Source organism: Pseudomonas koreensis (genome assembly GCF_012986595.1).
Lineage (GTDB): Bacteria > Pseudomonadota > Gammaproteobacteria > Pseudomonadales > Pseudomonadaceae > Aquipseudomonas > Aquipseudomonas koreensis.
The window spans coordinates 558,766-579,190 of record NZ_JAAQYM010000002.1 but is presented as its reverse complement, the minus strand read 5'-3'; the positions used below and the strand labels follow the sequence as shown (position 1 = coordinate 579,190).

Here is a 20,425-nt window from a genome sequence, read left to right as displayed (position 1 = left end):
CAAACGCTTGGGGCCGCTGCGCAGCCCAGCGGGAGCAAGCTCCCTCGCCACAGTGATCTTCGCTGGCCTGCACTGTCGAGACACACCATGACCGACGCCATTCTGCTGGAACGCGAACGCGGTTTACTGACCCTTCGCCTCAACCGCCCCGACAAGAAAAACGCCCTGACCCGCGCGATGTACAGCCGTCTCGCCCAAGCATTGAAGCAGGCCGACAGCGATCCTGAAATCAATGCCGTGCTGATCACCGGTAGCGCCGATTGCTTCACCGCCGGCAACGACATCGCCGACTTCATCCAGCAACCGCCGAGCGACCTCGACAGCCCGGTGTTCCACTTCATGCTCAACCTGCTCGAATGCCGCAAACCGGTCATCGCCGCCGTGGCCGGCGCAGCGGTGGGCATCGGCACCACGTTGCTGCTGCACTGCGATCTGGTTTACGTCGCCCGGGATGCTCGCTTGCGCATGCCGTTCGTCAATCTCGGTTTGTGTCCGGAGTTCGGCTCCAGTCTGATCCTGCCGCGTTTGCTTGGCCAAGCCAAAGCGGCGGAGTTGTTGCTGCTCGGCGAAGGTTTTACCGGTGAACAGGCGGCGCAGTGGGGCATTGCCAGCGAGGCGCTGGGCAGCGGCGAAGCGGCACTGAACAAGGCGCGGGAGATGGCATTGCGTTTCGACGAACTGCCGCCGGAGGCGGTGCGTATCAGCAAACAACTGATGAAAGCGCCGGACCGCGAGCTGATCCGTCAGGTGATCGAGGAGGAGGGCGCATTGTTCACCCAGCGGTTGCGCTCGCCGGAGGCGCTGGCGGCGTTGACCGGGTTTATCAAACGGCATTGAAAGCTTCGCTGACTGGGCTTGCCAGCGATGAGGCCTGAATAGACGCAACACCTTCCGGAGCAGAAAATGAAAAGCCCCGACACTCACATGCCGGGGCTTTTGTTTTTCAGCGCGTCACTCAGACCTGCGGGTCACCCACGTGCAGGATCTTCATGCCGTTGGTGCCACCGGTGGTGTGGTAGCTGTCGCCCTTGGTCAGGATGACCCAGTCGCCTTTTTCCACAACGCCGCGCTTGACCAGTTCGTCGATCGCTTTCTGGCTGACTTCGTTCGGTGCCAGCGAAGCCGGGTCGAACGGAACGGTGTATACGCCACGGAACATCGCCGCGCGGGCCTGGGCTTCGCGGTGCGGGGTGAAGGCGTAGATCGGCACCGAGGAACGGATACGCGACATGATCAGCGGGGTGTAGCCGCTTTCAGTCAGCGCGATGATCGCTTTCACGCCCGGGAAGTGGTTGGCGGTGTACATGGTCGCCAGGGCGATGCTTTCGTCGCAGCGCTCGAACTCTTTGCCGATACGGTGGCTGGAGGTCTTGCTGGTCGGGTGCTTTTCAGCGCCGACGCAGATGCGCGCCATCGCCTGAACGGCTTCCAGCGGGTACAGACCAGCAGCGGATTCGGCCGAGAGCATCACGGCGTCGGTGTAGTCGAGCACGGCGTTGGCCACGTCGGACACTTCGGCGCGGGTTGGCATCGGGTTCTGGATCATCGACTCCATCATCTGGGTTGCAACAATCACAGCCTTGTTGTGGCGGCGTGCGTGCAGAATGATTTTCTTCTGAATGCCCACCAGCTCGGCGTCGCCGATTTCCACACCGAGGTCACCACGGGCAACCATCACCGCGTCGGACGCCTTGATCAGACCGTCGAGGGTTTCGTCGTCGGCCACGGCTTCGGCGCGTTCGATCTTCGCCACCAGCCAGGCCGTGCCACCGGCTTCGTCGCGCAGTTGACGGGCATAGTTCATGTCGGCCGCGTCACGCGGGAAGGATACGGCGAGGTAGTCGACTTCCATTTCCGCAGCGAGCTTGATGTCGGCCTTGTCTTTTTCAGTCAGGGCCGGAGCGGTCAGGCCGCCACCGCGACGGTTGATGCCTTTGTGGTCGGACAGCGGGCCGCCGATGGTCACCACGCAGTGCAGTTCGGTAGCGGTGGCGGTTTCGACGCGCATCACCACGCGGCCGTCGTCGAGCAGCAGCTCGTCGCCCACGCCGCAGTCTTTGACCAGATCCGGGTAGTCGATACCGACCACTTGCTGGTTGCCTTCGGTCAGCGGATGGCTGGTGGAGAAGGTGAACTTGTCACCGATCTTCAGCTCGATGCGCTTGTTGGCGAATTTGGCGATACGGATTTTCGGGCCTTGCAGGTCACCCAGCAGGGCGACGAAGCGACCGTGCTTGGCAGCCAGGTCACGCACCAGCTTCGCGCGAGCCTTGTGCTCGTCGGGGGTGCCGTGGGAGAAGTTCAGACGGGCAACGTCCAGACCAGCCAGAATCAGCTGTTCGAGAACTTCCGGCGAGTTACTGGCCGGGCCAAGGGTGGCGACGATTTTGGTACGACGGACGGACATGCAAAGACTCCTGAGTTCAAGCGCTAGCAGAGGCTACTATGCTCGACGGGTGTAGTCATTGTTCGTTTGCACTACTTTTTGTGAAGAGCTTCGTTAATGCATTCTTTTTTTGAACACGACAATCGGCGCAATCGGTTCTGAAGATTTTCGGCTCCGGGTCGATACACTGCTCAAGACAGGAGAACCCTCATGCGATTGTTGCCCATTGCCGCCCTTGCCCTCAGCGCCCTCGCTGCCACGGGATGTACCCGTTGGGCGATGAACCATCATTTGAACAACGCCTACAGCGCCTATGACCGAGGCAATTGCGAGCAAGTGATGCTCGAACTGTCCAAGGTCGAGCGCGACAGCCGCGCCCGTCCTTATGTGTGGCCGGAAGTGTCGATGATGCGCGGTCAGTGCCTGGAACGGCAAAAGATGTACATCGACGCGGCCCAGACCTACCAGTTCATCATCGCCTCGTACCCCAACAGCGAATATGCCTTCCGCGCCCGTGCGCGCCTGGAAACCTTGCAGAGCCTGGGCCATTACCCGACGCGCAGTGCGGCGGCGGTGCCGAGTCCGCAACGCTTTTGATGTCGGGTGTCATACAAACGCTGGCTGACTGTACAGGTTGAGCTATAGTCCAGTGATCCGGTTTAGAGTCTGGCCTCTAAACATGGGGCAACACCTGCGACTGGTCGATGTTGAGGCGATGGCGTATTGGCGACCATGCCACCGGAAGCGGGGAGAGCGTGCCTGAGACACAGGCGTGTTCCGAAGCAAAGGTGCGGCTCTGTAATGGAGCCTTGCATGGCGTACCTCGCATGTTTACCGACCGACGAATCGAACGGCACCAGTTGCCGTACTTCCTCAGGGTGTTCAACAGCGTCACCGACAAACCCATCGGTTTTCTGGGCAATGTGTCCGAAGACGGGCTGATGCTCATCAGCCAGTTGCCGATGATGACCGGTGTCGATTTCAGCCTGCGTCTCAAAATCCCGTTCGGCGATGGCTGCCAGCAGGTCATCGACCTGACTGCGTACTGCCTGTGGTGCCATGAAGACGCGACCCCGATGCACTACGACGCCGGCTTCAGCCTGCAACGCCCGCCGCCGGAATATGCGCAACTGGTGCAGGCGTTGAAGCAGTACTTCAGTTTTCAGCCCCTGCCGGCGTCCGCCTGATACAGCCAAAACCAAAGATCGCCGCCTGCGGCAGCTCCTACAGTGGGAATGCCATTTTCCTGCAGGAGCTGCCGCAGGCGGCGATCTTTTGATCTTCAAGCCTTCAAGGCAATCGCCCGCTCACTGTCCAGTGTCTTCTCCGCCAGCAACAAACCCATCTCGCTCAACTGATAGATCGCCATCGCCAGATGCCGTGGTTTGTCTTCCAGGCTGTCCGCCAGATCCAGCAGCAGAATGCTTACCGACGAGAAGGTTTCGTAGGTCTGGATGGCGATGGCTTCGGGGTTGAGGTCGGGGGCGACAACGAACATCTGCATGCCGCGATCCACGGAATTGCGTGAGGGCGATTTGGGTTTAAGGTAGTGGTCGAGGGCGCGTTCTGCGGCTTCCTGAAACCTCTCTGAATCAGGGGGGAGACAGCTGGAAGTCGCGTCAGATTCTGGAGGATTTGATGTTGTACTGTTCATGGCTTTATATCCTTTTTGCTTGGCTTCCAGTTCGGGTGAACGCGAATGGAAACTGCTATGAAGAGGTTATTCGGCCGGGGGGGAGGTGAGCTGTTCGGCTCACCTAGAGACGTCCTGCTAACAGCTAAAATGTTACTAGCCTGACTGAAGCTACTGCCTCGACATTGCCCCGGACAATTAATTTCGACCGCTGATCGTCAGCGGCCAAGATCAAGTTACGGAGCCTCACCAATGCGTACAAGACAGAGCATTCTGGTGTGTTCGTAGGCAAAGGCGCCACGTCGTGTAGCCTAAATTCCTAGATTTGGGGAAGACTTCATTCGGATGACGGATATGTGTAGCCGTACGCATCCATCTGTTTCATTTCGATATGAGACGGGGGGGATTTTAGGTGGGGTGTTGGAAGGTGTTTCAATCGTCAAATCGCTTCGATAATCACCCTGTGGATAACACCAAAGCGGTCGACAAAATTCATTGAGTTTTTGAGGCCTAGTCCGTTTCCTTTGCTCTGAGTTTCGCCAAGCCCTGCTTGATATAGCCGGCATTTTCTCCAATGACAAAAAGCGCAGAGCGGACGTTTTCTCCGGTCTCGGTAAACCCACTTTCTTCGACCTGGAGTGTTAGCTCCATTAGGGCTGCCTCCAGCCCAAGCTGATTCTGATAAATCCTTTCCAACACATCAGATAATGAATATTTAGTGGGCATTCTTCGACTCCGTTCGAGAGGCTTCGAGCATGGCTGCATGGGAAAATTTAGCGGGCAATCCGATAGCGCGGGATGGGCCGCTTCAAGGAGCGGACTGGCACTCCTTTAAATAAGTGGAGTGAGATACCGATCAATGGAAAAGCCCTTGTATCAGCGGTATTTCCTATTAAGAAATCTACACCCGCTTGCCAATTTGAAACACCCCGCCAGCGTGAAATCTACAACGTCTATAGGGCTCCAGCTTTCTTCCAGCTTAAGTACATTGATACTAGTTCAGTGTTTAGCTTACTGGTAGGGACATCCAACACAGGTGTGCCATGAGCAATCAGGCGCTCATTCAGTTCGGCCCTAGCGTTTAGGTAATCCACTGCGCCGCAATAGGCCAATGCTTCAGGAAGGGTTTGTACCGAGTCTTGGCGCATTTGGTCGAGCGTTTCTTCACGCAGGCTGACCACTAGCACTTGATGCTGGCGGCTCAGGTATTGGACTGCGTTGGTCAGTTCGCCATGGTCCTCATCCTGCAGGTTGGTCATAAGGATGACCAGTGCCCGTCGTTTCTGACGTGTCAGTAGTTGCCGAATGGCTGCCTGATAGTCCGCCGGACGTTGGCTACTCGCCAGATCGTAGACCGTGTTGAGCAGGACGTTGAGTTGCCCGCTGCCTTTTACCGGAGCCAGATATCGCGGTTGATCGTCTGCAAATGTACTCAATCCCACGGCATCGCCCTGACGCAAGGCGACATAGCTCAGCAGCAGGCAGGCATTCAGCGCATGGTCGAAATGCGACAGCTCGCCATCCTGGCTGCGCATGCGCCGGCCACAGTCGAGCATGAAGATGATTTGCTGGTCGCGCTCGTCTTCGTATTCCCGGGCGATCGGTGTGCGCTGGCGGGCGGTGGCTTTCCAGTCGATCTGGCGCAAGCTGTCGCCTTCGCGAAATTCGCGCAGTTGATGAAACTCCTGGCCTTGCCCGCGCCGTTGGCGCTGGCGCACACCGAGCTGGCTCAGCCAGTTGTCCACCGCCAGCAGTTCACCGCCGTACAGGCGCGCGAAGTCCGGGTAGACACGGGTTTGTGCGGGTACGTCGAGCAGGCGTTTACCTGACCACAGACCCAGCGGGCTGGGCAGGTTGATTTCACACTGGGCGAAGCTGAAGTGACCGCGACTGAGCGGGCGCAGGCGATAGCCCACTTCGCTGAACTGGCCGGGTTCCAGCGCGACCGACAGCGGCAGGTTGTCGAAGGTCAGCCCCTGTGGCACGTGATCGAACATCGCCAGGGTGATCGGCTCACGGAAGTCATGACTGACCTGCAGCCGTACTTCGCTCCAGCGACCCAGTGCCAGACTGCCGGGCATCTGCCGATGCACCCGGGGCGAGGGCAGGCGCTGCAGGCGAATGGCGTCGAGCAGGGCCAGCACCAGCAGCGCCAGCAGCAAGCCCCAACTGATCGCCGACAGGCTGGCGGGTGTCGGCACGTCGAGTGCCTGCACGGTGCCCAGCAGTGTGCCGATGGCCAGCAGAACGGCCAGCCAGATCAGCAGCAGGCGGGACGGTTTCACAGGCGCGGCGCCGGCACTTGGTCGAGCAATTGCTGCAGCACCTGATCCACCTGCAGGCCTTCGATGTCCAGCTCCGGCGCCACGCGCACCCGATGGCGCAGCACCGACAGTGCGCAGCCCTTGATGTCATCGGGGATTACGAATTCGCCGCCGCGCAGCAACGCTCGGGCCCTGGCGCAACGTACCAGTGCGATCGACGCGCGTGGGCCGGCACCGAGGGTCAGGCCGGGCCACGAGCGGGTGCTGCGCGCCATGCGCACGGCGTAGTCGAGAACCTGATCGTCCAGCGGCAGGTCGCTGGCAATCCGTTGCAAGGCCTGCACATCCTTGGCTTGCAGGACCGTGCGCAGCGGCTGCACATCGAGCATGTCGGCGCGAGTCGAGCGGCTGACCTGACGCACCATGTGCAGCTCCTGCTCGGCATCCGGGTAGTCCATGCGCACCTTGAGCATGAAGCGGTCGAGTTCGGCTTCCGGCAGTGGGTACGTGCCTTCCTGTTCGATCGGGTTTTGTGTGGCGAGCACCATGAACGGTTGGGCGATGGGCAGCGCCCGGCCTTCCAGGGTGACCTGGCGTTCCTGCATCGCCTCGAGCAGCGCCGCCTGGGTTTTCGCCGGTGCGCGGTTGATCTCGTCGGCCAGCAGCAGGTTGGTGAACAGCGGCCCCTTGCGCAGCTTGAACTGCTCGGTGTGCAGGTCGTACACCGCGTGGCCGGTGACGTCGCTGGGCATCAGGTCCGGGGTGAACTGGATGCGCGCAAACTCGCCGCCGAAGCATCGCGCCAGTGCCCGCACCAGCAAGGTCTTGCCCAGCCCGGGGACGCCTTCAAGCAGCACGTGACCGCCGGCAATCAACGCCGTCAGCACGTCATCGATCACGCCGTTCTGGCCGATCAAGGCCTTTTGCAATTCTCCGCGCACCGCTTGCGCCAGCTGGCTGGCACGCTGGCGTTGCTGGGCGGCGTGGCTGGCGCTGCCGGGCTCGATCTGTTCACTCATAGCGTGTTCCTCAAGGTTTGCAGGTGGGCCACCTGGCGGCTGAAATCAGCGCTGCTCATGCGCTGTTTCGGCACCGGGCTCAGGGCCTGGCTGATGGCGCGGGTCGGCTGTCGGGTCAGGCGCGACAGCACCAGCCATTGTTCGGCCACGTTCAACTGGTCGAAGCCGGGATGGCGTCGTCGGGCACGGCGTAGCACGTCCTGTTGCAGGGCTTGCAACAGCAGGTGCTGGCCGTTGTGGCGCAGGATGAAATCGGCGCTGGCGCGCAGGTGTTCCTGCAACTGCCGGCGAGCACGTGGGGCGGGCGCGAGCAGTGGTCCATGGCGTACACCGACGTGCCACAAGCCCAGGGCAATCAGCGCCAGCAGGGCAACGATGGCTTGCGGGAAATAACGCCAGAGCAGGGCTGGCAGACTGTCGTGTTCCGTGCTGAAAACCAGCGTGACGTCGGTGTCGGCGCTCAGGTACCAGAGCAGCCAGGCGTTGTCGTGTTGACTGATGGACGGGGTCTTCCACAGCTCGGCATCGGTGACCACGGTAATGGAGCCGAGGCCGTAGGCCAGTTGCATCATGTGCGTGGCCTTGGCGCTGTTGGCCCAGGCTTGCGCGAGATTCTTCGGGTCTTCCAGATGAAACGCGGTGTCGAAGCCGGCGTAGGCCGGGGCGTCCTCATCTTCCAGGTACAGCTTGGTCAGGTCTGGGTACGGATCATCGGCCAGTTCTGCCGGCGGCCCCTTGAGGTTTTTGCTCAGGGACTGGTGCAACTGCACTCGGTCGAGCAACAGGTCATCGCTCTGTCCGGCCTGTTTATCCCACAGGGCTTCGGCGACGAACACCAGACGTCCGCCGGCGCGGGCCCAGTTCAGCACCTGATCGACCTGTCGCGGCGTCATCCGCGAGCGCTCGCCGAACAACAGCAGGGTGTGCCGGCGCGGATCGATGTCGGGCAGCACCGCCAGGGTTTCGGCATGGCTGACGGTGAGGCCGCGCTCGCGCAGGAACATTTCCGCCGCCAGATACGGGTTGGCCTGGGCGGGCGGCGAGGGGCCGTGGTCGATCACTTCCTGATAGGGCCTGGCCTTGAAGTACAGATAGAGGCTCAACGCTGCGAGCAGGGCGACGAGCAGCCCGCCGATCAACCACGCGTTGCGCCGGTTCAAGGGCGCGCTCCCTGGCCGAACAGGGCACGCCAGCCGTCACACAGCTCCTGTTGCAGATGCGCCGCCGGTACGCGATGACCGTAGGCCATGTTCTGCCAGTGCAGCGTCAGCGCGCGGCTGAAGCTCAGCAGTTCGGGGCGCTGTAATTGCTCGACCCGCAGCAGCACCTGGTGCTCGGTGTCGGCGGGCTTCAAGGTCAGGTCAAAGTCGTGCAGCAGGCGGCTGAGCAAGCCGCGATAGAGCAGACCCAGCGCGGCGCGTGGCTGGGTGTGCCAGAGTTGTTCGGCGCTGGCGGCGATGTCGTCGGGCAGGCTTTGCGGGGTCAGGTCCAGGCCGAACGCTTGCTGCGGCGCGGCTGGCCTGACGCGAGCGGGCAGTTTTGCCCGGCGGCTGACGAAAGTGCGCAGGAATTCGCGATAGTGCCAGATCAGCCAGCCGACAGCGGCGATCAGTGCGCCCCACAGCAGCACCTCAATCAGGCTGGCCAGCGCATTGAAACGTTGCCCGTCGAGCCAGCCGAGCAGGGTTTTCAGCCATTGCGGCGCCTCACCGGGCCTGGTTTCGGCCGGGGCGGCCGGGTCGTCGCCGAAGCGATAACGGGTCACGCTTTCTTTGTTCTTGAACGGTGGTTGTTCCAGTAACGCCTTGATGCTGTCGTGCGCGGCCTGGCTGGTCAGCGGTTGCTGCAGCAGACGTGGCGCCTCCGGTGCGCTGGCGGGATCGGCCGCAGCCCAAACCGGTGGCAGCGCTGGCAGCAACAGGCAGAGGGCGAGCAACAGACCGAGGGCGCTGCATTTCAGGCGCTGGCGCAAACGGCGGAACACCAGCTCGATGTCCCACGCTTCGAGGGTGGTGCGCCGGTTTAGATACAGGCTGAAACCGCAGGCGACATACACCGGTTCCCAGACCACCAGCACCAGCGCATAGAAGGCATTGGTCAGGTGCTCCAGCCAGCGCCAATGGTGATCGGCGTCGAGGATCAATGACTGCCAGTCCCAGTCGGTTTCGATCTGCTGCGGCAGCAGCATGTAGAACAGCACCATCAGGCCGATCCACAGCGCGGTCTCCAGGTGCACGCCGATGATCGTCAGCCATTGCGCGGCGCCGGCATTACGTTGCAGCAGCACCTGCAAGCGTTGTTGGCGGGCCGTGCCGTCCAGGCCTTCGAGTTGCAGCACCGGCAGCAGGAAGCTGCGGCTCAGGCTCAGGCGACGCCAGGTCAGGCTGGCCAGCAGTTGCGGTTTGAGCAACCGGGGAAATTCGCGCAAGGCCTGTTTCAGGGTCGGTGTTTCGCCGAACAGGGCCTTGGACAGGATGTACAGCGGCAGGCGTTCGTACGCCGGTTTCAGCCACCAGAAAATGAACACGGCCAGCGACGGCGAATCCCACAGCAATAACGTCAGCAGGGCGAACAGCGGCAGGGTGACGATGGCCCAACTGGTCATCAGCAGGCGTCGGTGCTGCTGGCTCATGAGCACGCCCAGGTCCATGGCTTCCCAGGTGCTGCGCGGGCGGATTGCGACGGTGGCGTCACTCAGGCGCATGGCGGGTCCTTCCGGCGAGCAGCAAGTACGCCGCCACCGCTGCCCACAGCGCCGCACCGACCAGGTATTTGGTCTGCGGGGTGACGCTGGTTTTCGATGACCAATAGGCTTCGACGAAGGCGGCGATCAACAGTAAAAGCATGACTCCGCACACCAGCAGGACGCTCTTGCGCGCCGCTTCCACCAGCGCTTCGCCACGCGTCAGTCGTCCCGGTGCAATCACCGCCCAGCCCAGTTTCAGGCCCGCGGCGCCGGCCAGGGCAATCGCGGTCAGCTCGAACGCGCCGTGGCCGATCACGAACGACCAGAACGTCTGACCGAAACCGATTTCGCTCAGGTGCCCGGCCACCGCGCCGATGATCAAGCCGTTGTAGAACAGGAAAAACCCACTGCCCACTCCCAGCAGCAAGCCACTGGCGAAGGTCTGGAAGGCGATGCCGATGTTGTGCATCACGTAGTAACCGAACATCACCCAGTCTTCGCTGGCGGCACGTTCGGCGGAGCGTCCGAGGTGGCCGGCCACCGGGTCGTACATGCTCTGCATCTCGCGCACCTGTTCGGCGGGGATCAGGTTGTAGATCAGCTCGGGATAGCTGTACACCAGCAGCGCAAAGCCGATCAGGCTGCCGAAAAACAACAGCGCGGCGGCCAGCACGAAGGGCCATTCGGCGCGTACCCGGCGGGGGAAGTCGGCGAGGATGAAACCCAGCAGGTTGGCGCCGAATCGACTGCGATGCCGATACAGCTGCTGGTGGCCGCGCAACACCTGTTGTTGCAGCGAATCGATCAGAAAACTGCTGTAGCCACGTTCCTGCGCCAGCGCCAGATGCTGGCACAGACGTCGATAAGCCTTGGGAAAACTGGCCACCTGCGAAGTGTCCTTGCCGTGTTCGAGGCGTTCGAGGGCCAGCGTGAAGCGCTCCCATTCGGCCTTGTGGCGGGCTTCGAAAAGACTCTGTTTCATGTCGGACCCAACAAGCCGCGGGCGATGCCGTTGAGTTCGCTGACCGCTTTGGGCGCCGAGATGTGCAGCGGCTGGGCCAGCAGGGCGGCCAGCTCATTGACCCGCGCCGGTGACAGGTCTGTCTGGCGTTCGGCGAAGGCGAGCAGCGCGCGTTGCTCGCTGAGGTTGAGTGGCACCGGCGCGCTGCGCGGCTGGGCGTCGGGTAATTGCGGACGCAGCAGGGGGCGTTCGCTGTAGACCACCAGGGTACCGGCGGCGATGTCGCCCAGGCGTTTGAAGGTCGGATGTTGCAGGCAACTGATGGCGCCGAGGCAATAGCCGAACGGCAGCAGATCGACGAAGCGCAACAGGTTGCGCAGCAGCGAGGCTGACCAGCCGATGGGGGTGCCGTTATCGTGGATCACCCGCAGGCCCATCCATTGCTTGCCCGGCGAACGGCCCTGGCGCAGCACTTCGAACAGCACCATGTACCACCAGCTGACGGCAAACAGCAGCAGCGAACCGAGGCCCATGCCGAGCTGGCCGAGAAACGCCAATGCCAGGAACAACACGCCGAGGATGGCGCCGCGAATGCCCAGGTCGATGCTGAAGGCCAGGGTGCGCACCATCAGACCGGCCGGGCGCAACGGCAGGTCGATGCCCTCCGGGGTTTCCACTTGATGGCGGGTATCGAGTGGCGGGTTCAGCGGTGCTTTCCGTGGCGGTGCTGTGTTCTCGAGCATGGGCTACCTGATGGGGCCGGATCGGGAGGCGAGGTCTGTCCGATGCTAGCAGCCTCTTGGGGGAAAACGACATAACTATGTATTGCACATCGTGTGGCGCGCGGTGGTTGAATGACACAGCGCTGGCCGCAATGCCGGTTCAACGCCTAGACTTCGCCGATCTTCAGTTCAGGAACCGCCCGTGACTTCAATTTTTTGGTACGACTACGAAACCACCGGCATCAATCCCCGCAACGATCGTCCGCTGCAGGTTGCCGGGATTCGCACCGACCATGACCTCAATGAAATCGACGAACCGGTCAACCTCTACTGCCAGCCCAGCGAAGACATCCTGCCGCACCCGGCAGCGTGTGCGATCACTGGCATCACCCCGAGCCGGCTTACCGAACAGGGTTTGAGCGAAGCCGATTTCATGACCCGAGTGCACGCGCAACTGGCCGCGCCTGGCACCTGCGGCGCGGGCTACAACACCCTGCGTTTCGACGACGAGATGACCCGTTACAGCCTCTATCGCAACTTCTTCGACCCGTACGCCCGCGAGTGGCAGGGCGGCAACAGTCGCTGGGACTTGATCGATGTGGTGCGCGCCGCCTATGCGTTGCGCCCCGATGGTCTGGTGTGGCCGACCGATGCCGAAGGCAAGGTCACCCTCAAGCTCGAACGCCTGACCGCCGCCAACAACATCGACCATGGGCATGCCCACGAAGCGCTGTCGGACGTGCGCGCAACCATCGCTCTGGCGCGGCTGATCCGGGAAAAACAGCCGAAGTTGTATGACTGGCTGTTTCAACTGCGCAGCAAGCAGAAGGTCATGGATCAGATTCGCCTGTTGCAGCCGCTGGTGCATATCTCCGGACGCTTTTCCGCAGCGCGGCACTATGTGGGGGTGGTGTTGCCATTAGCCTGGCATCCGCGCAATCGCAATGCGTTGATCGTCTGCGACCTGCACCTTGATCCGCAAGGCTTGCTGGATCTGGACGCGCAAACCCTGCGTCAGCGTCTTTACACCCGTCGCGATGAGTTGGCCGAGGGTGAATTGCCGGTGCCGCTCAAACTGATTCACATCAATCGCTGCCCGGTGGTGGCGCCGTTGTCGGTATTGCGTGCCGACGATCAGCAACGCCTGGGTCTGGACATGGCGCTCTATCAGGCGCGTGCACTGCGGCTAAGTGACGCACAACAAGTTTGGAAAGATAAAGTTGCGGCGATTTATGCCAGCGAAGATTTCACCCCGAGTGAAGACCCGGAACAGCAGTTGTACGATGGATTTATCGGTGATCGCGATCGGCGTCTATGCGAGCAAGTGAGAGCGGCGGATCCGGCGCAATTAGCGCAAGAGCAATGGCCGTTCGATGATGAACGTTTGCCTGAATTACTCTTTCGATATCGCGCACGCAACTTTCCCGATACGTTGAATTCTGCAGAGCAAGAACGCTGGAGAATATTCTGCCAGCAGCGTTTGTCCGAGCCGCAAATGGGCGCGCCTAATACCTTGGAATCTTTTGCCGAGGCCGCGCAGCAATGGGCGCTTAGTGCTACGCCGATACAGAATCAAGTGCTCAATGAGTGGCAAAATTATGTCGAGGCATTGCGCAAACGTTTGAATCTTTGAAATCGAACATAGTGCGTCCATGAAAGGCCGGGCATAAAAAAACGCCAGCGTATGCTGGCGTTTTTCATGGGCCGCAGAATCAGTCGGCGACCGGCGTTGCGGCTTAGCCCAGCAGGGTAGCCCAGCCTTCAACCACGTCACCGCCCCACTTGGCTTTCCACTCTTTCAGAGTCTTGTGGTTGCCACCTTTGGTTTCGATGACTTCGCCGTTGTGCGGGTTTTTGTATTGTTTAACTTTGCGTGCGCGCTTGGTGCCGGTAGTTTTTACAGCGGCGCCACGGGTGCCCTTGGTTTTCGATTCTGGATCCAGCAGGGCAATGATGTCGCGCAGGGACTTGGAGTATTCGCCCATCAGGGTGCGCAGTTTGCCTTCGAATTCCAGCTCGGCTTGCAATTTGTCGTCTTGCGACAGGTTCTTCAAACGGGCTTGCAGCTCTTTGATGGCTTCTTCAGTGGCACGATATTCGTTGATCAACGACATGATAACTACCTTATGTGGAGGTGTTGAATGGCAGGGGACAGTGCCGCAATAATAGTCAGGCTGTTTCATCAAGTAAACATTTAACCGGTTTTTTTATTTGAGTTAGTTACGAGAATTAACCGGTAAATTGAATGCGCTGTTAAATAATGTGATGCAGTCATCACGATTATTCACAATTATCGGCCTGAGACAGTGGCATTGGCGCGCCGTCACTTGAGTACGCAGGGCACCGATTACCCGTGAATCGCGCCATCTCGGCGAGACACGGTCATCAATACTGCAGTTTCCGCGCACAATCGCTAGAATGGCCGCCTTTGCGAAGTTCTGGAGTTTTCCCCCCATGCGCACCTTTCGGTTGGTGATTTCCTGCCCTGACCGCGTTGGCATCGTTGCCAAAGTCAGTAACTTTCTGGCATCCCACAACGGCTGGATTACCGAAGCGAGCCACCATTCGGACAATCAGAACGGCTGGTTCTTCATGCGTCACGAGATTCGTGCCGATTCGCTGCCGTTCGGTATTGAAGTGTTGCGCGAGAAGTTTGCGCCGATCGCCGAAGAGTTCTCGATGGACTGGCGCATCACCGACACCGAGCAGAAAAAACGCGTGGTGCTGATGGCCAGCCGCGAATCCCACTGCCTGGCGGACTTGTTGCACCGCTGGCACAGTGATGAGCTCGACTGCGAAATCTCCTGTGTGATTTCCAACCACAATGACCTGCGCAGCATGGTCGAGTGGCACGGCATTCCTTATTACCATGTCCCGGTCAATCCGCAGGACAAGGAGCCGGCATTCGCCGAGGTGTCGCGTCTGGTCAAGCAGCACGACGCCGAAGTGGTGGTGCTGGCGCGCTACATGCAGATCCTGCCGCCGTCGCTGTGCCGCGAGTACGCACACAAGGTGATCAACATTCACCACAGCTTCCTGCCGTCGTTCGTTGGCGCCAAGCCGTACCATCAAGCGTCGCTGCGCGGCGTGAAGCTGATCGGCGCGACCTGCCACTACGTCACCGAAGAGCTGGACGCCGGTCCGATCATCGAGCAGGACGTGGTGCGTGTCAGCCACAGCGACAGCATCGAAGACATGGTGCGTTTCGGCCGTGACGTCGAGAAGATGGTGTTGGCCCGTGGCCTGCGTTATCACCTCGAAGACCGCGTGCTGGTGCACGGCAACAAGACCGTGGTGTTCTGATCGAACTTACACGTACTTGAATAAAGAAGGGCCTGGGCGTTCAATCGTCCCAGGCCCTTTTTCGTTTCCGCCCTTGAGGAACTGCCCGTGACTGACCCACTGGACAAAGCCACTTCGAAAGCGCCGGCCACCCTGGGGGAGGGCTGCCTGAGTCGTTATGACCCGGATGACCTTAGCCCGGACGACGGCACCGAGTTTCCCGGGGCTGCCGAGTTGTGGAAACAGGTGAAACCTGAGCCGGAGGGAGAAGCCTGAAAAGATCGCAGCCTTCGGCAGCTTCTACAGGGATCGTATTTCTATGCAGGAGCTGCCGAAGTCTGCGATCTTTACGCTTGTCGAATCTTCAGCAGCTTCTTGAGCAGCGGCCGTCCCAGCATCAACAGAAAAATCGGCCCGCCCACCAGCAGATAGAAGTAGAACGTCACCACGCGCCAGATCAGAATCGCCGCAGCAGCGGTGGATTTGCCGACCATCGGCGCCAGCAACGCCGCCGACGTCAGTTCCGCCGCGCCTGCGCCACCGGGCAGCAGGCTCATCTGCCCGGCGCCCAACGACAGCATCTGCACCAGAAAGCTCCATGCCCATTGCAGGTCCGCGCCCAGCCCGCGCAAGGCCAGGTACAGCACGCTGTAGCGCAGCAGCCAATGCATGCAGGTCAGGACGAACACCTTGACCAGGGTTTGCCACGGCAACTTGAGCGTGTCGATAAACGCGTCGAGAAAGTGCAACAGCTTGCGCGCCCAGCGCCGGCGCGTGGCGGGTTGCACGTTCAGGCGGGCGAGCAGGCGCCCGCTCAGCAGAATCAGCCGACGGTGATAGCGCGCCAGCAGCACACAACTGAACAAACCGCCGAACAGCGACACCGCGCTGACCATCAGCAGCCACTCCAGGCGGTCGCTGAGGTGCTGAAACAACGCGTAGATCAGAATCCCGCTCAGGGCGCAGAGGAAGAACAGCAGATCACTCAACTGATCCATGGCAAACACCGCGCTGCCCCGGGCCGGGCGCACGCCGCAGCGCGCCAGCAACGCCATGATCGTCAGCGGCCCGCCACTGCCGCCGGGGGTGGCGCAGTAGGCGAACTCGGCGGCCATGACCACGCCCAGGCTTTTCAGCGGCGTTACCCGCTCGCGTTGATCGCCCAGCAACAACCGCAGGCGCAGGGTATTGATGCCCCAGCAGAGCAGGATCATGCCGAACATGATCAGCAGCCAATGCAGCGGAAAGTTCTGCAACCGCGCGCCGATCTCTCCGCCGCCGAGCAGCACCGGGATCAGCACGGCGGCGAGCAGACCGATCAACAGAACAATGCCGCGACTCATGCCGCGCGTCCCATTCGCTCACGTTGTTGGATCAGCCAGTCGATTTTGTTCATGGGCTTGCGTCCTTCCGCCAGCAGCCGTTCAAGGGTGTGTAGCCAGTATTCACGCGAAAATGCGTGGCGCATGTCTACCGGGTGCAAGCCTAGACGAATCACCGGGGCGTCGCGCCATTGCTGTTCGCGTTGATCGCTGACGATTTTTGACAAGCCTCGGCGCCAGGCACTGCGCGCGCTCCAGACCAGACCCGGGGCGTCGATGGCGGTGAAATCCGGTAATGGATAGAGGTGTTGTGGATCGCTGGTGTAGCGCAATGGCAATTCGCGAAGGGCCTGGCGCGTGCCCTCACCCATTAGCCAGGCCGGGGCGACGAAGCCGTGCAACGGCCAGTCATTGCGCTGGAACAGATCGATGCCGGCGCGCAGGCGAGCCAGCGCGGCGTCGCGGGACAAACGATAAAACTCGCCTTCATGGGTGTAGATCCGACGCATGAACCAGTCGCGGGGCGTGGTCGGGGCTGGCTCGCGGTCGTCATGGTAATAGCCGTGCAAGGCCAGTTCATCGCCACGGGAAAGCCGCTCGTCGAGCATCCGGCAAAACGCTGGATGGTCTTCCAGTGCGTCGTGTCTGTGGAAATCCGGCACCACCAGCCAGGTGATCGGTACGCCGCCGATGGCGTCGACCGCTTCGACAAACGGCCGATAGTCCGCCCACGTCGACGGCGCTACATCGTGCAGCACCAGCAATACGGCGCGGCCATTGGAGGAGTCAGCCATTGACCACCCTCGGCAGCGAGTGACCGAGCACCGCGTGATAATGACCGAGCAGGCTGTCGACACACCGTGTCCCAGGCGTAATACTGTTCGACATGTTGCCGGGCTTGTTGGCCGAGCTTTACGCAGCCGCGACTGAACAGCTCGCGGACCGCGTTGGCCATGGCCTGCGGGTTGTTCGGCAGACACAGCAAGCCGCAGGCTTCGTTGACGATTTCCTCGAACGCCCCAGCGGCCACCGCGACGACCGGAATCCCGCAGGCCATGGCCTCAAGGATCACCAGGCCAAAGGTCTCCTGATCACCGGCATGCAGCAAGGCATCGGCGCTGGCCATCAACCGGGCGACGGTGGGTGCCGGGCAGAATGAGTCGATCACGCTGACATTGTCCGGGACCACGGCGGGCATCGACGAGCCGACCAACAACAAGTGGTAGCGCGGGCCGAGGCGTTGCATGCACTTGAGCAGAATGGGCAGGTTTTTCTCTTTGGAACCGCGTCCGGCGAAGATCAGCAGGCGCGTGTCCTCGGCAATTCCCAGTTCGGCGCGCAGGCCGTTATCGCGGGCTTGCGGGTGAAAGGTCTGCAGGTCGACCCCCAGCGGCTGCACGAAGACGTTGCGCACGCCCAGCCCCGTGAGTTTGTCGGCCATCACTTGGCTGGGCGCCAGTACCCGGTCGAAATTGCCGTAGAGTCTGGTCACGTATGCCTCGACATTCGGTGTGACCCAATGGCCCATGCGATTGCCGACCAGCAGCGGCAGGTCGGAGTGGTAAAAGCCGATCACCGGTACGTCCAGTTGCCGCCGTGCGTCGAGCGCCGCCCACGCGGTGAGGTACGGGTCGCCGACTTCGATCAGGTCCGGCTGCAAATCCTGCAGGACATTGCGCCACGGCGCGAGGCGCAGCGGGAAACGATAGCCTTTGCCGAAGGGCAGGGCCGGGGCGGGCACGGTGTAGACGCCGTCGTGTTCACCGAAATGGGCGCCGGGGATCAGCAGGCTGTGGCGAATGGCCGATTTGACGCCCAACCGGCGATGCTTGGCATCCAGGTACGTGCGCACGCCACCGCTGGCCGGGGCGTAGAACATGGTGATGTCGGCGATATGCACGGTAATCAACCCTCCGCTGCGTTGCACTCCCTTGGTTGACCTTTATCCAGAATAGATGTTCGGTCGGGAATCGGCGGTGGGTTTCAAGGGCAAAAAGATCGCAGCCTGCGGCAGCGCCTACACGGGATTTCTATTCACCCTGTAGGCGCTGCCGCAGGCTGCGATCTTTGGATCTTAGATGCGGAAGCTGCCTACCAACTGCTTCAGCCGCGCAGCCTGCTGTTCCAGATCCGAGCAGGCGCGCAAGGTCGCCTGCAGGTTCTCGACGCCTTCCTGGTTCAGCGTGTTGATCTCGGTGATGTCGACGTTGATCGATTCAACCACGGCGGTTTGTTCCTCGGTCGCCGTCGCCACCGACTGGTTCATCCCGTCGATCTCGCCGATGCGTTGGGTCACGCTGTTGAGGCGTTCGCCGGCGAGGTTGGCGATTTCCACGCTGTCCTGACTGTGGCGCTGGCTGTCGCTCATGGTGCTCACCGATTCCCGGGCGCCGACTTGCAGTTCCTCGATCATGGTCTGCACTTGCTGCGCCGATTCCTGGGTGCGGTGCGCGAGATTGCGCACTTCATCGGCCACCACGGCGAAACCACGGCCCGCCTCACCGGCCCGCGCCGCTTCGATGGCGGCGTTGAGCGCCAGCAGGTTGGTCTGCTGAGAGATGCTGGTGATCACTTCGAGGATTTGCCCGATGTTCACGGTTTTGCTGTTCAGCGACTCGATGTTGCTGCTGGAGGCGCTGAGCATGCTCGACAGTTGATTCATCGCCTTGATGCTGCGATCCACCACTTGCTGGCCGTCTTCGGCGAGGCCGCGGGCATCACTGGCCTGGTTCGAGGCTTGCGCGGCGTTGCGGGCGATTTCCTGAGCGGCGGCGCCCAGCTGATTGATCGCGGCGGCGACGCTGCTGGTGCGCGAGGCTTGCTGGTCGGAGTTGTACATCGACGAATTGGAAGCCGCGACCACACGCAGGGCGACCTCGTTGACTTGCCCGGTGGCCGACGACACTTCGCGGATCGAACCGTGAATCCGCTCGACGAACCGGTTGAACGCGGTACCCAGCACACCAAATTCATCGTTGTTGACGATGGTCAGGCGCTTGGTCAGGTCGCCTTCGCCGTCGGCGATGTCCTCCATGGCGCGGGTCATGACGTGCAGTGGCTGGATCAGCAGGCGAATCAGCATGCTCAGCAACGCGATGATGATCACCACTGCGATCACGGTAGCGATCACCGCTGAGGTGCGGAACTCACTGAGCATCGAGAAGGCTTTGTCCTTGTCCACCGACAGCCCGATGTACCAGTTCACCGAAGGCAGGCCCTTGATCGGGGTGAAGCTGACGATGCGGGTCTTGCCGTCGACGGTGATTTCACTGAAGTCGCTGCTGATGCGCGGGGTGTCCTGCGGATAGGCGTCTTTCAGCGTCTTCATCACCAGCGTCTTGTCCGGGTGCACCAGGATCTTGCCGTCGGCGCTGACCAGGAAGGCGTAGCCCATTCCGGAGAAGTCCCGGGCGGTGAGGGTCTCGACCAGGGTTTGCAGGCTCAGGTCGCCGCCGACCACGCCAACGCGCTGACCGGCCTTTTTCGAGGCGGTGGCGATGGAGATGATCAACTGCCCGGTGGCAGCGTCGATGTACGGTTCGGTCAAGGTCGACGCGCTGCTGCTCTCGGCACCTTTGTACCAAGGGCGCACCCGTGGATCGAAACCGTCGGGCATCTTCACATCCGGGCGGATGGTGAAGTGCCCGGTGGCATCACCCAGGTAAGTGGCCATGAACGTCGAGGTCAGGGACTTCTGTTCCAGCAGGCTGGCGACGTTGGCGGGGTCTGGGTTGATGGCGATGTTCTGGGCGGCGTTTTCGACCAGCAGGATGCGGCCGTTGAGCCAGGTCTGAATGTTGTCGGCCGTGACCTCGCCCATCTCGTTGAGATAGTTGTTCAGGTCATCGCGAATCGCGTTGCGTTGCAGCCAGTCGTTGTACAGCGTGAACGAGGCGAAAGCGGCGATGACGATGAGGGCGGCGGCAAGCAAAATTTTATGGCTGAAGCGCAGATTTTTGTTCATGGCTTGGGGTTCCGCTAAGGTCTTAATGTCCTGGGCGTGCTTTTATAAAGACGCGCAATATGGGCAAGGGTGAAACAAACTGATATTTCCGACTCTCCTTAGGGAAATGTCCGACCGACTTTTCAGTCGGGTTCTCGCCTTTATCTATCGGCCATAGCGAATTAAAGATTAACAATAGGTGACAAA

General features: G+C 61.0%; 19 protein-coding genes and 2 pseudogenes. 6 read left to right on the top strand and 15 right to left on the bottom strand.

Features of this window, described 5'->3' with window-relative positions:
• Positions 1 to 87 precede the first annotated feature (87 nt).
• Positions 88 to 837: an enoyl-CoA hydratase-related protein gene (locus HBN98_RS07835; protein WP_064588941.1), complete on the top strand. Its 750-nt coding sequence runs from the start codon at positions 88 to 90 to the stop codon at positions 835 to 837.
• Positions 838 to 955: 118 nt separating this feature from the next.
• Here HBN98_RS07835 and pyk read toward each other — a convergent pair whose 3' ends face one another.
• Complete coding sequence (gene pyk / locus HBN98_RS07830) at positions 956 to 2,407, bottom strand: pyruvate kinase (protein ID WP_003227610.1); 1,452 nt, start codon at positions 2,405 to 2,407, stop codon at positions 956 to 958.
• 189 nt (positions 2,408 to 2,596) lie between these two features.
• Between pyk and HBN98_RS07825 the strand changes: the two genes are divergently transcribed.
• Together HBN98_RS07825 and HBN98_RS07820 are read left to right on the top strand one after the other, a co-directional pair.
• Positions 2,597 to 2,983 (top strand): tetratricopeptide repeat protein, encoded by a 387-nt coding sequence (locus HBN98_RS07825; RefSeq protein ID WP_025112748.1) that lies wholly within the window; start codon positions 2,597 to 2,599, stop codon positions 2,981 to 2,983.
• A gap of 230 nt (positions 2,984 to 3,213) precedes the next feature.
• Positions 3,214 to 3,573, top strand: a complete 360-nt coding sequence (locus HBN98_RS07820; protein WP_064588939.1) for a PilZ domain-containing protein — start codon at positions 3,214 to 3,216, stop codon at positions 3,571 to 3,573.
• A gap of 95 nt (positions 3,574 to 3,668) precedes the next feature.
• Here the strand turns inward: HBN98_RS07820 and HBN98_RS07815 are convergent, their stop codons facing one another.
• The 8 genes from HBN98_RS07815 to HBN98_RS07780 all read right to left on the bottom strand — a co-directional run bounded on the left by HBN98_RS07815 (position 3,669) and on the right by HBN98_RS07780 (position 11,692).
• Positions 3,669 to 4,040 (bottom strand): DUF6124 family protein, encoded by a 372-nt coding sequence (locus HBN98_RS07815; protein WP_064588938.1) that lies wholly within the window; start codon positions 4,038 to 4,040, stop codon positions 3,669 to 3,671.
• 489 nt (positions 4,041 to 4,529) lie between these two features.
• Positions 4,530 to 4,745 (bottom strand): hypothetical protein, encoded by a 216-nt coding sequence (locus tag HBN98_RS07810; RefSeq protein WP_064588937.1) that lies wholly within the window; start codon positions 4,743 to 4,745, stop codon positions 4,530 to 4,532.
• 227 nt (positions 4,746 to 4,972) lie between these two features.
• Complete coding sequence (locus tag HBN98_RS07805) at positions 4,973 to 6,304, bottom strand: DUF58 domain-containing protein (RefSeq protein ID WP_083368079.1); 1,332 nt, start codon at positions 6,302 to 6,304, stop codon at positions 4,973 to 4,975.
• The gene (locus HBN98_RS07800) at positions 6,301 to 7,302 is read right to left on the bottom strand and encodes an AAA family ATPase (RefSeq protein ID WP_083368080.1); all 1,002 of its coding nucleotides are present in this window, start codon (positions 7,300 to 7,302) and stop codon (positions 6,301 to 6,303) included. Before HBN98_RS07800 ends, HBN98_RS07805 begins: the two co-directional genes overlap by 4 nt.
• Entirely contained in the window at positions 7,299 to 8,462 is a 1,164-nt protein-coding gene (locus tag HBN98_RS07795; protein WP_083368081.1) for a DUF4350 domain-containing protein, read from the bottom strand. Before HBN98_RS07795 ends, HBN98_RS07800 begins: the two co-directional genes overlap by 4 nt.
• Positions 8,459 to 10,006: a DUF4129 domain-containing protein gene (locus HBN98_RS07790; RefSeq protein ID WP_083368082.1), complete on the bottom strand. Its 1,548-nt coding sequence runs from the start codon at positions 10,004 to 10,006 to the stop codon at positions 8,459 to 8,461. The genes HBN98_RS07795 and HBN98_RS07790 overlap by 4 nt, the downstream gene beginning before the upstream one ends.
• Positions 9,993 to 10,970 carry a stage II sporulation protein M gene (locus HBN98_RS07785; protein ID WP_083368083.1) on the bottom strand — a complete coding sequence of 326 codons (978 nt, stop codon included), beginning with the start codon at positions 10,968 to 10,970 and terminating at the stop codon, positions 9,993 to 9,995. Before HBN98_RS07785 ends, HBN98_RS07790 begins: the two co-directional genes overlap by 14 nt.
• Entirely contained in the window at positions 10,967 to 11,692 is a 726-nt protein-coding gene (locus HBN98_RS07780) for an RDD family protein (protein ID WP_083368084.1), read from the bottom strand. Before HBN98_RS07780 ends, HBN98_RS07785 begins: the two co-directional genes overlap by 4 nt.
• 181 nt (positions 11,693 to 11,873) lie before the next feature.
• Here HBN98_RS07780 and sbcB point away from each other — a divergent pair, with 181 nt between their 5' ends.
• Positions 11,874 to 13,304: an exodeoxyribonuclease I gene (sbcB, locus tag HBN98_RS07775; RefSeq protein WP_083368085.1), complete on the top strand. Its 1,431-nt coding sequence runs from the start codon at positions 11,874 to 11,876 to the stop codon at positions 13,302 to 13,304.
• A gap of 103 nt (positions 13,305 to 13,407) precedes the next feature.
• Here the strand turns inward: sbcB and mvaT are convergent, their stop codons facing one another.
• Positions 13,408 to 13,785, bottom strand: coding sequence for a histone-like nucleoid-structuring protein MvaT (mvaT, locus tag HBN98_RS07770; protein ID WP_003227581.1), 378 nt, complete (start codon positions 13,783 to 13,785; stop codon positions 13,408 to 13,410).
• 340 nt (positions 13,786 to 14,125) lie between these two features.
• On the opposite strand from mvaT, the gene purU reads away from it, so the two are divergent.
• Together purU and HBN98_RS07760 are read left to right on the top strand one after the other, a co-directional pair.
• Entirely contained in the window at positions 14,126 to 14,974 is an 849-nt protein-coding gene (gene purU, locus HBN98_RS07765; protein WP_025112763.1) for a formyltetrahydrofolate deformylase, read from the top strand.
• Positions 14,975 to 15,061: 87 nt separating this feature from the next.
• Positions 15,062 to 15,229, top strand: coding sequence for a hypothetical protein (locus HBN98_RS07760; RefSeq protein WP_169842282.1), 168 nt, complete (start codon positions 15,062 to 15,064; stop codon positions 15,227 to 15,229).
• A 71-nt stretch (positions 15,230 to 15,300) separates the two neighbouring features.
• Here HBN98_RS07760 and HBN98_RS07755 read toward each other — a convergent pair whose 3' ends face one another.
• The 5 genes and pseudogenes from HBN98_RS07755 to HBN98_RS28220 all read right to left on the bottom strand — a co-directional run.
• Positions 15,301 to 16,296 carry a glucosaminyl phosphatidylglycerol flippase gene (locus HBN98_RS07755; RefSeq protein WP_064588930.1) on the bottom strand — a complete coding sequence of 332 codons (996 nt, stop codon included), beginning with the start codon at positions 16,294 to 16,296 and terminating at the stop codon, positions 15,301 to 15,303.
• On the bottom strand, positions 16,293 to 17,069 hold the full coding sequence (locus HBN98_RS07750) for an N-acetylglucosaminyl phosphatidylglycerol deacetylase (protein WP_083368086.1): 777 nt from the start codon (positions 17,067 to 17,069) through the stop codon (positions 16,293 to 16,295). The genes HBN98_RS07755 and HBN98_RS07750 overlap by 4 nt, the downstream gene beginning before the upstream one ends.
• Positions 17,062 to 18,175: pseudogene (locus HBN98_RS07745) on the bottom strand (glycosyltransferase family 4 protein). The gene HBN98_RS07750 and the pseudogene HBN98_RS07745 overlap by 8 nt, the downstream one beginning before the upstream one ends.
• Before the next feature lie 174 nt (positions 18,176 to 18,349).
• Positions 18,350 to 19,114, bottom strand: coding sequence for a methyl-accepting chemotaxis protein (locus tag HBN98_RS28225; RefSeq protein WP_371917795.1), 765 nt, complete (start codon positions 19,112 to 19,114; stop codon positions 18,350 to 18,352).
• A gap of 93 nt (positions 19,115 to 19,207) precedes the next feature.
• Positions 19,208 to 20,239, bottom strand: a pseudogene (locus HBN98_RS28220) (cache domain-containing protein); the annotation flags it as partial.
• Positions 20,240 to 20,425 lie beyond the last annotated feature (186 nt).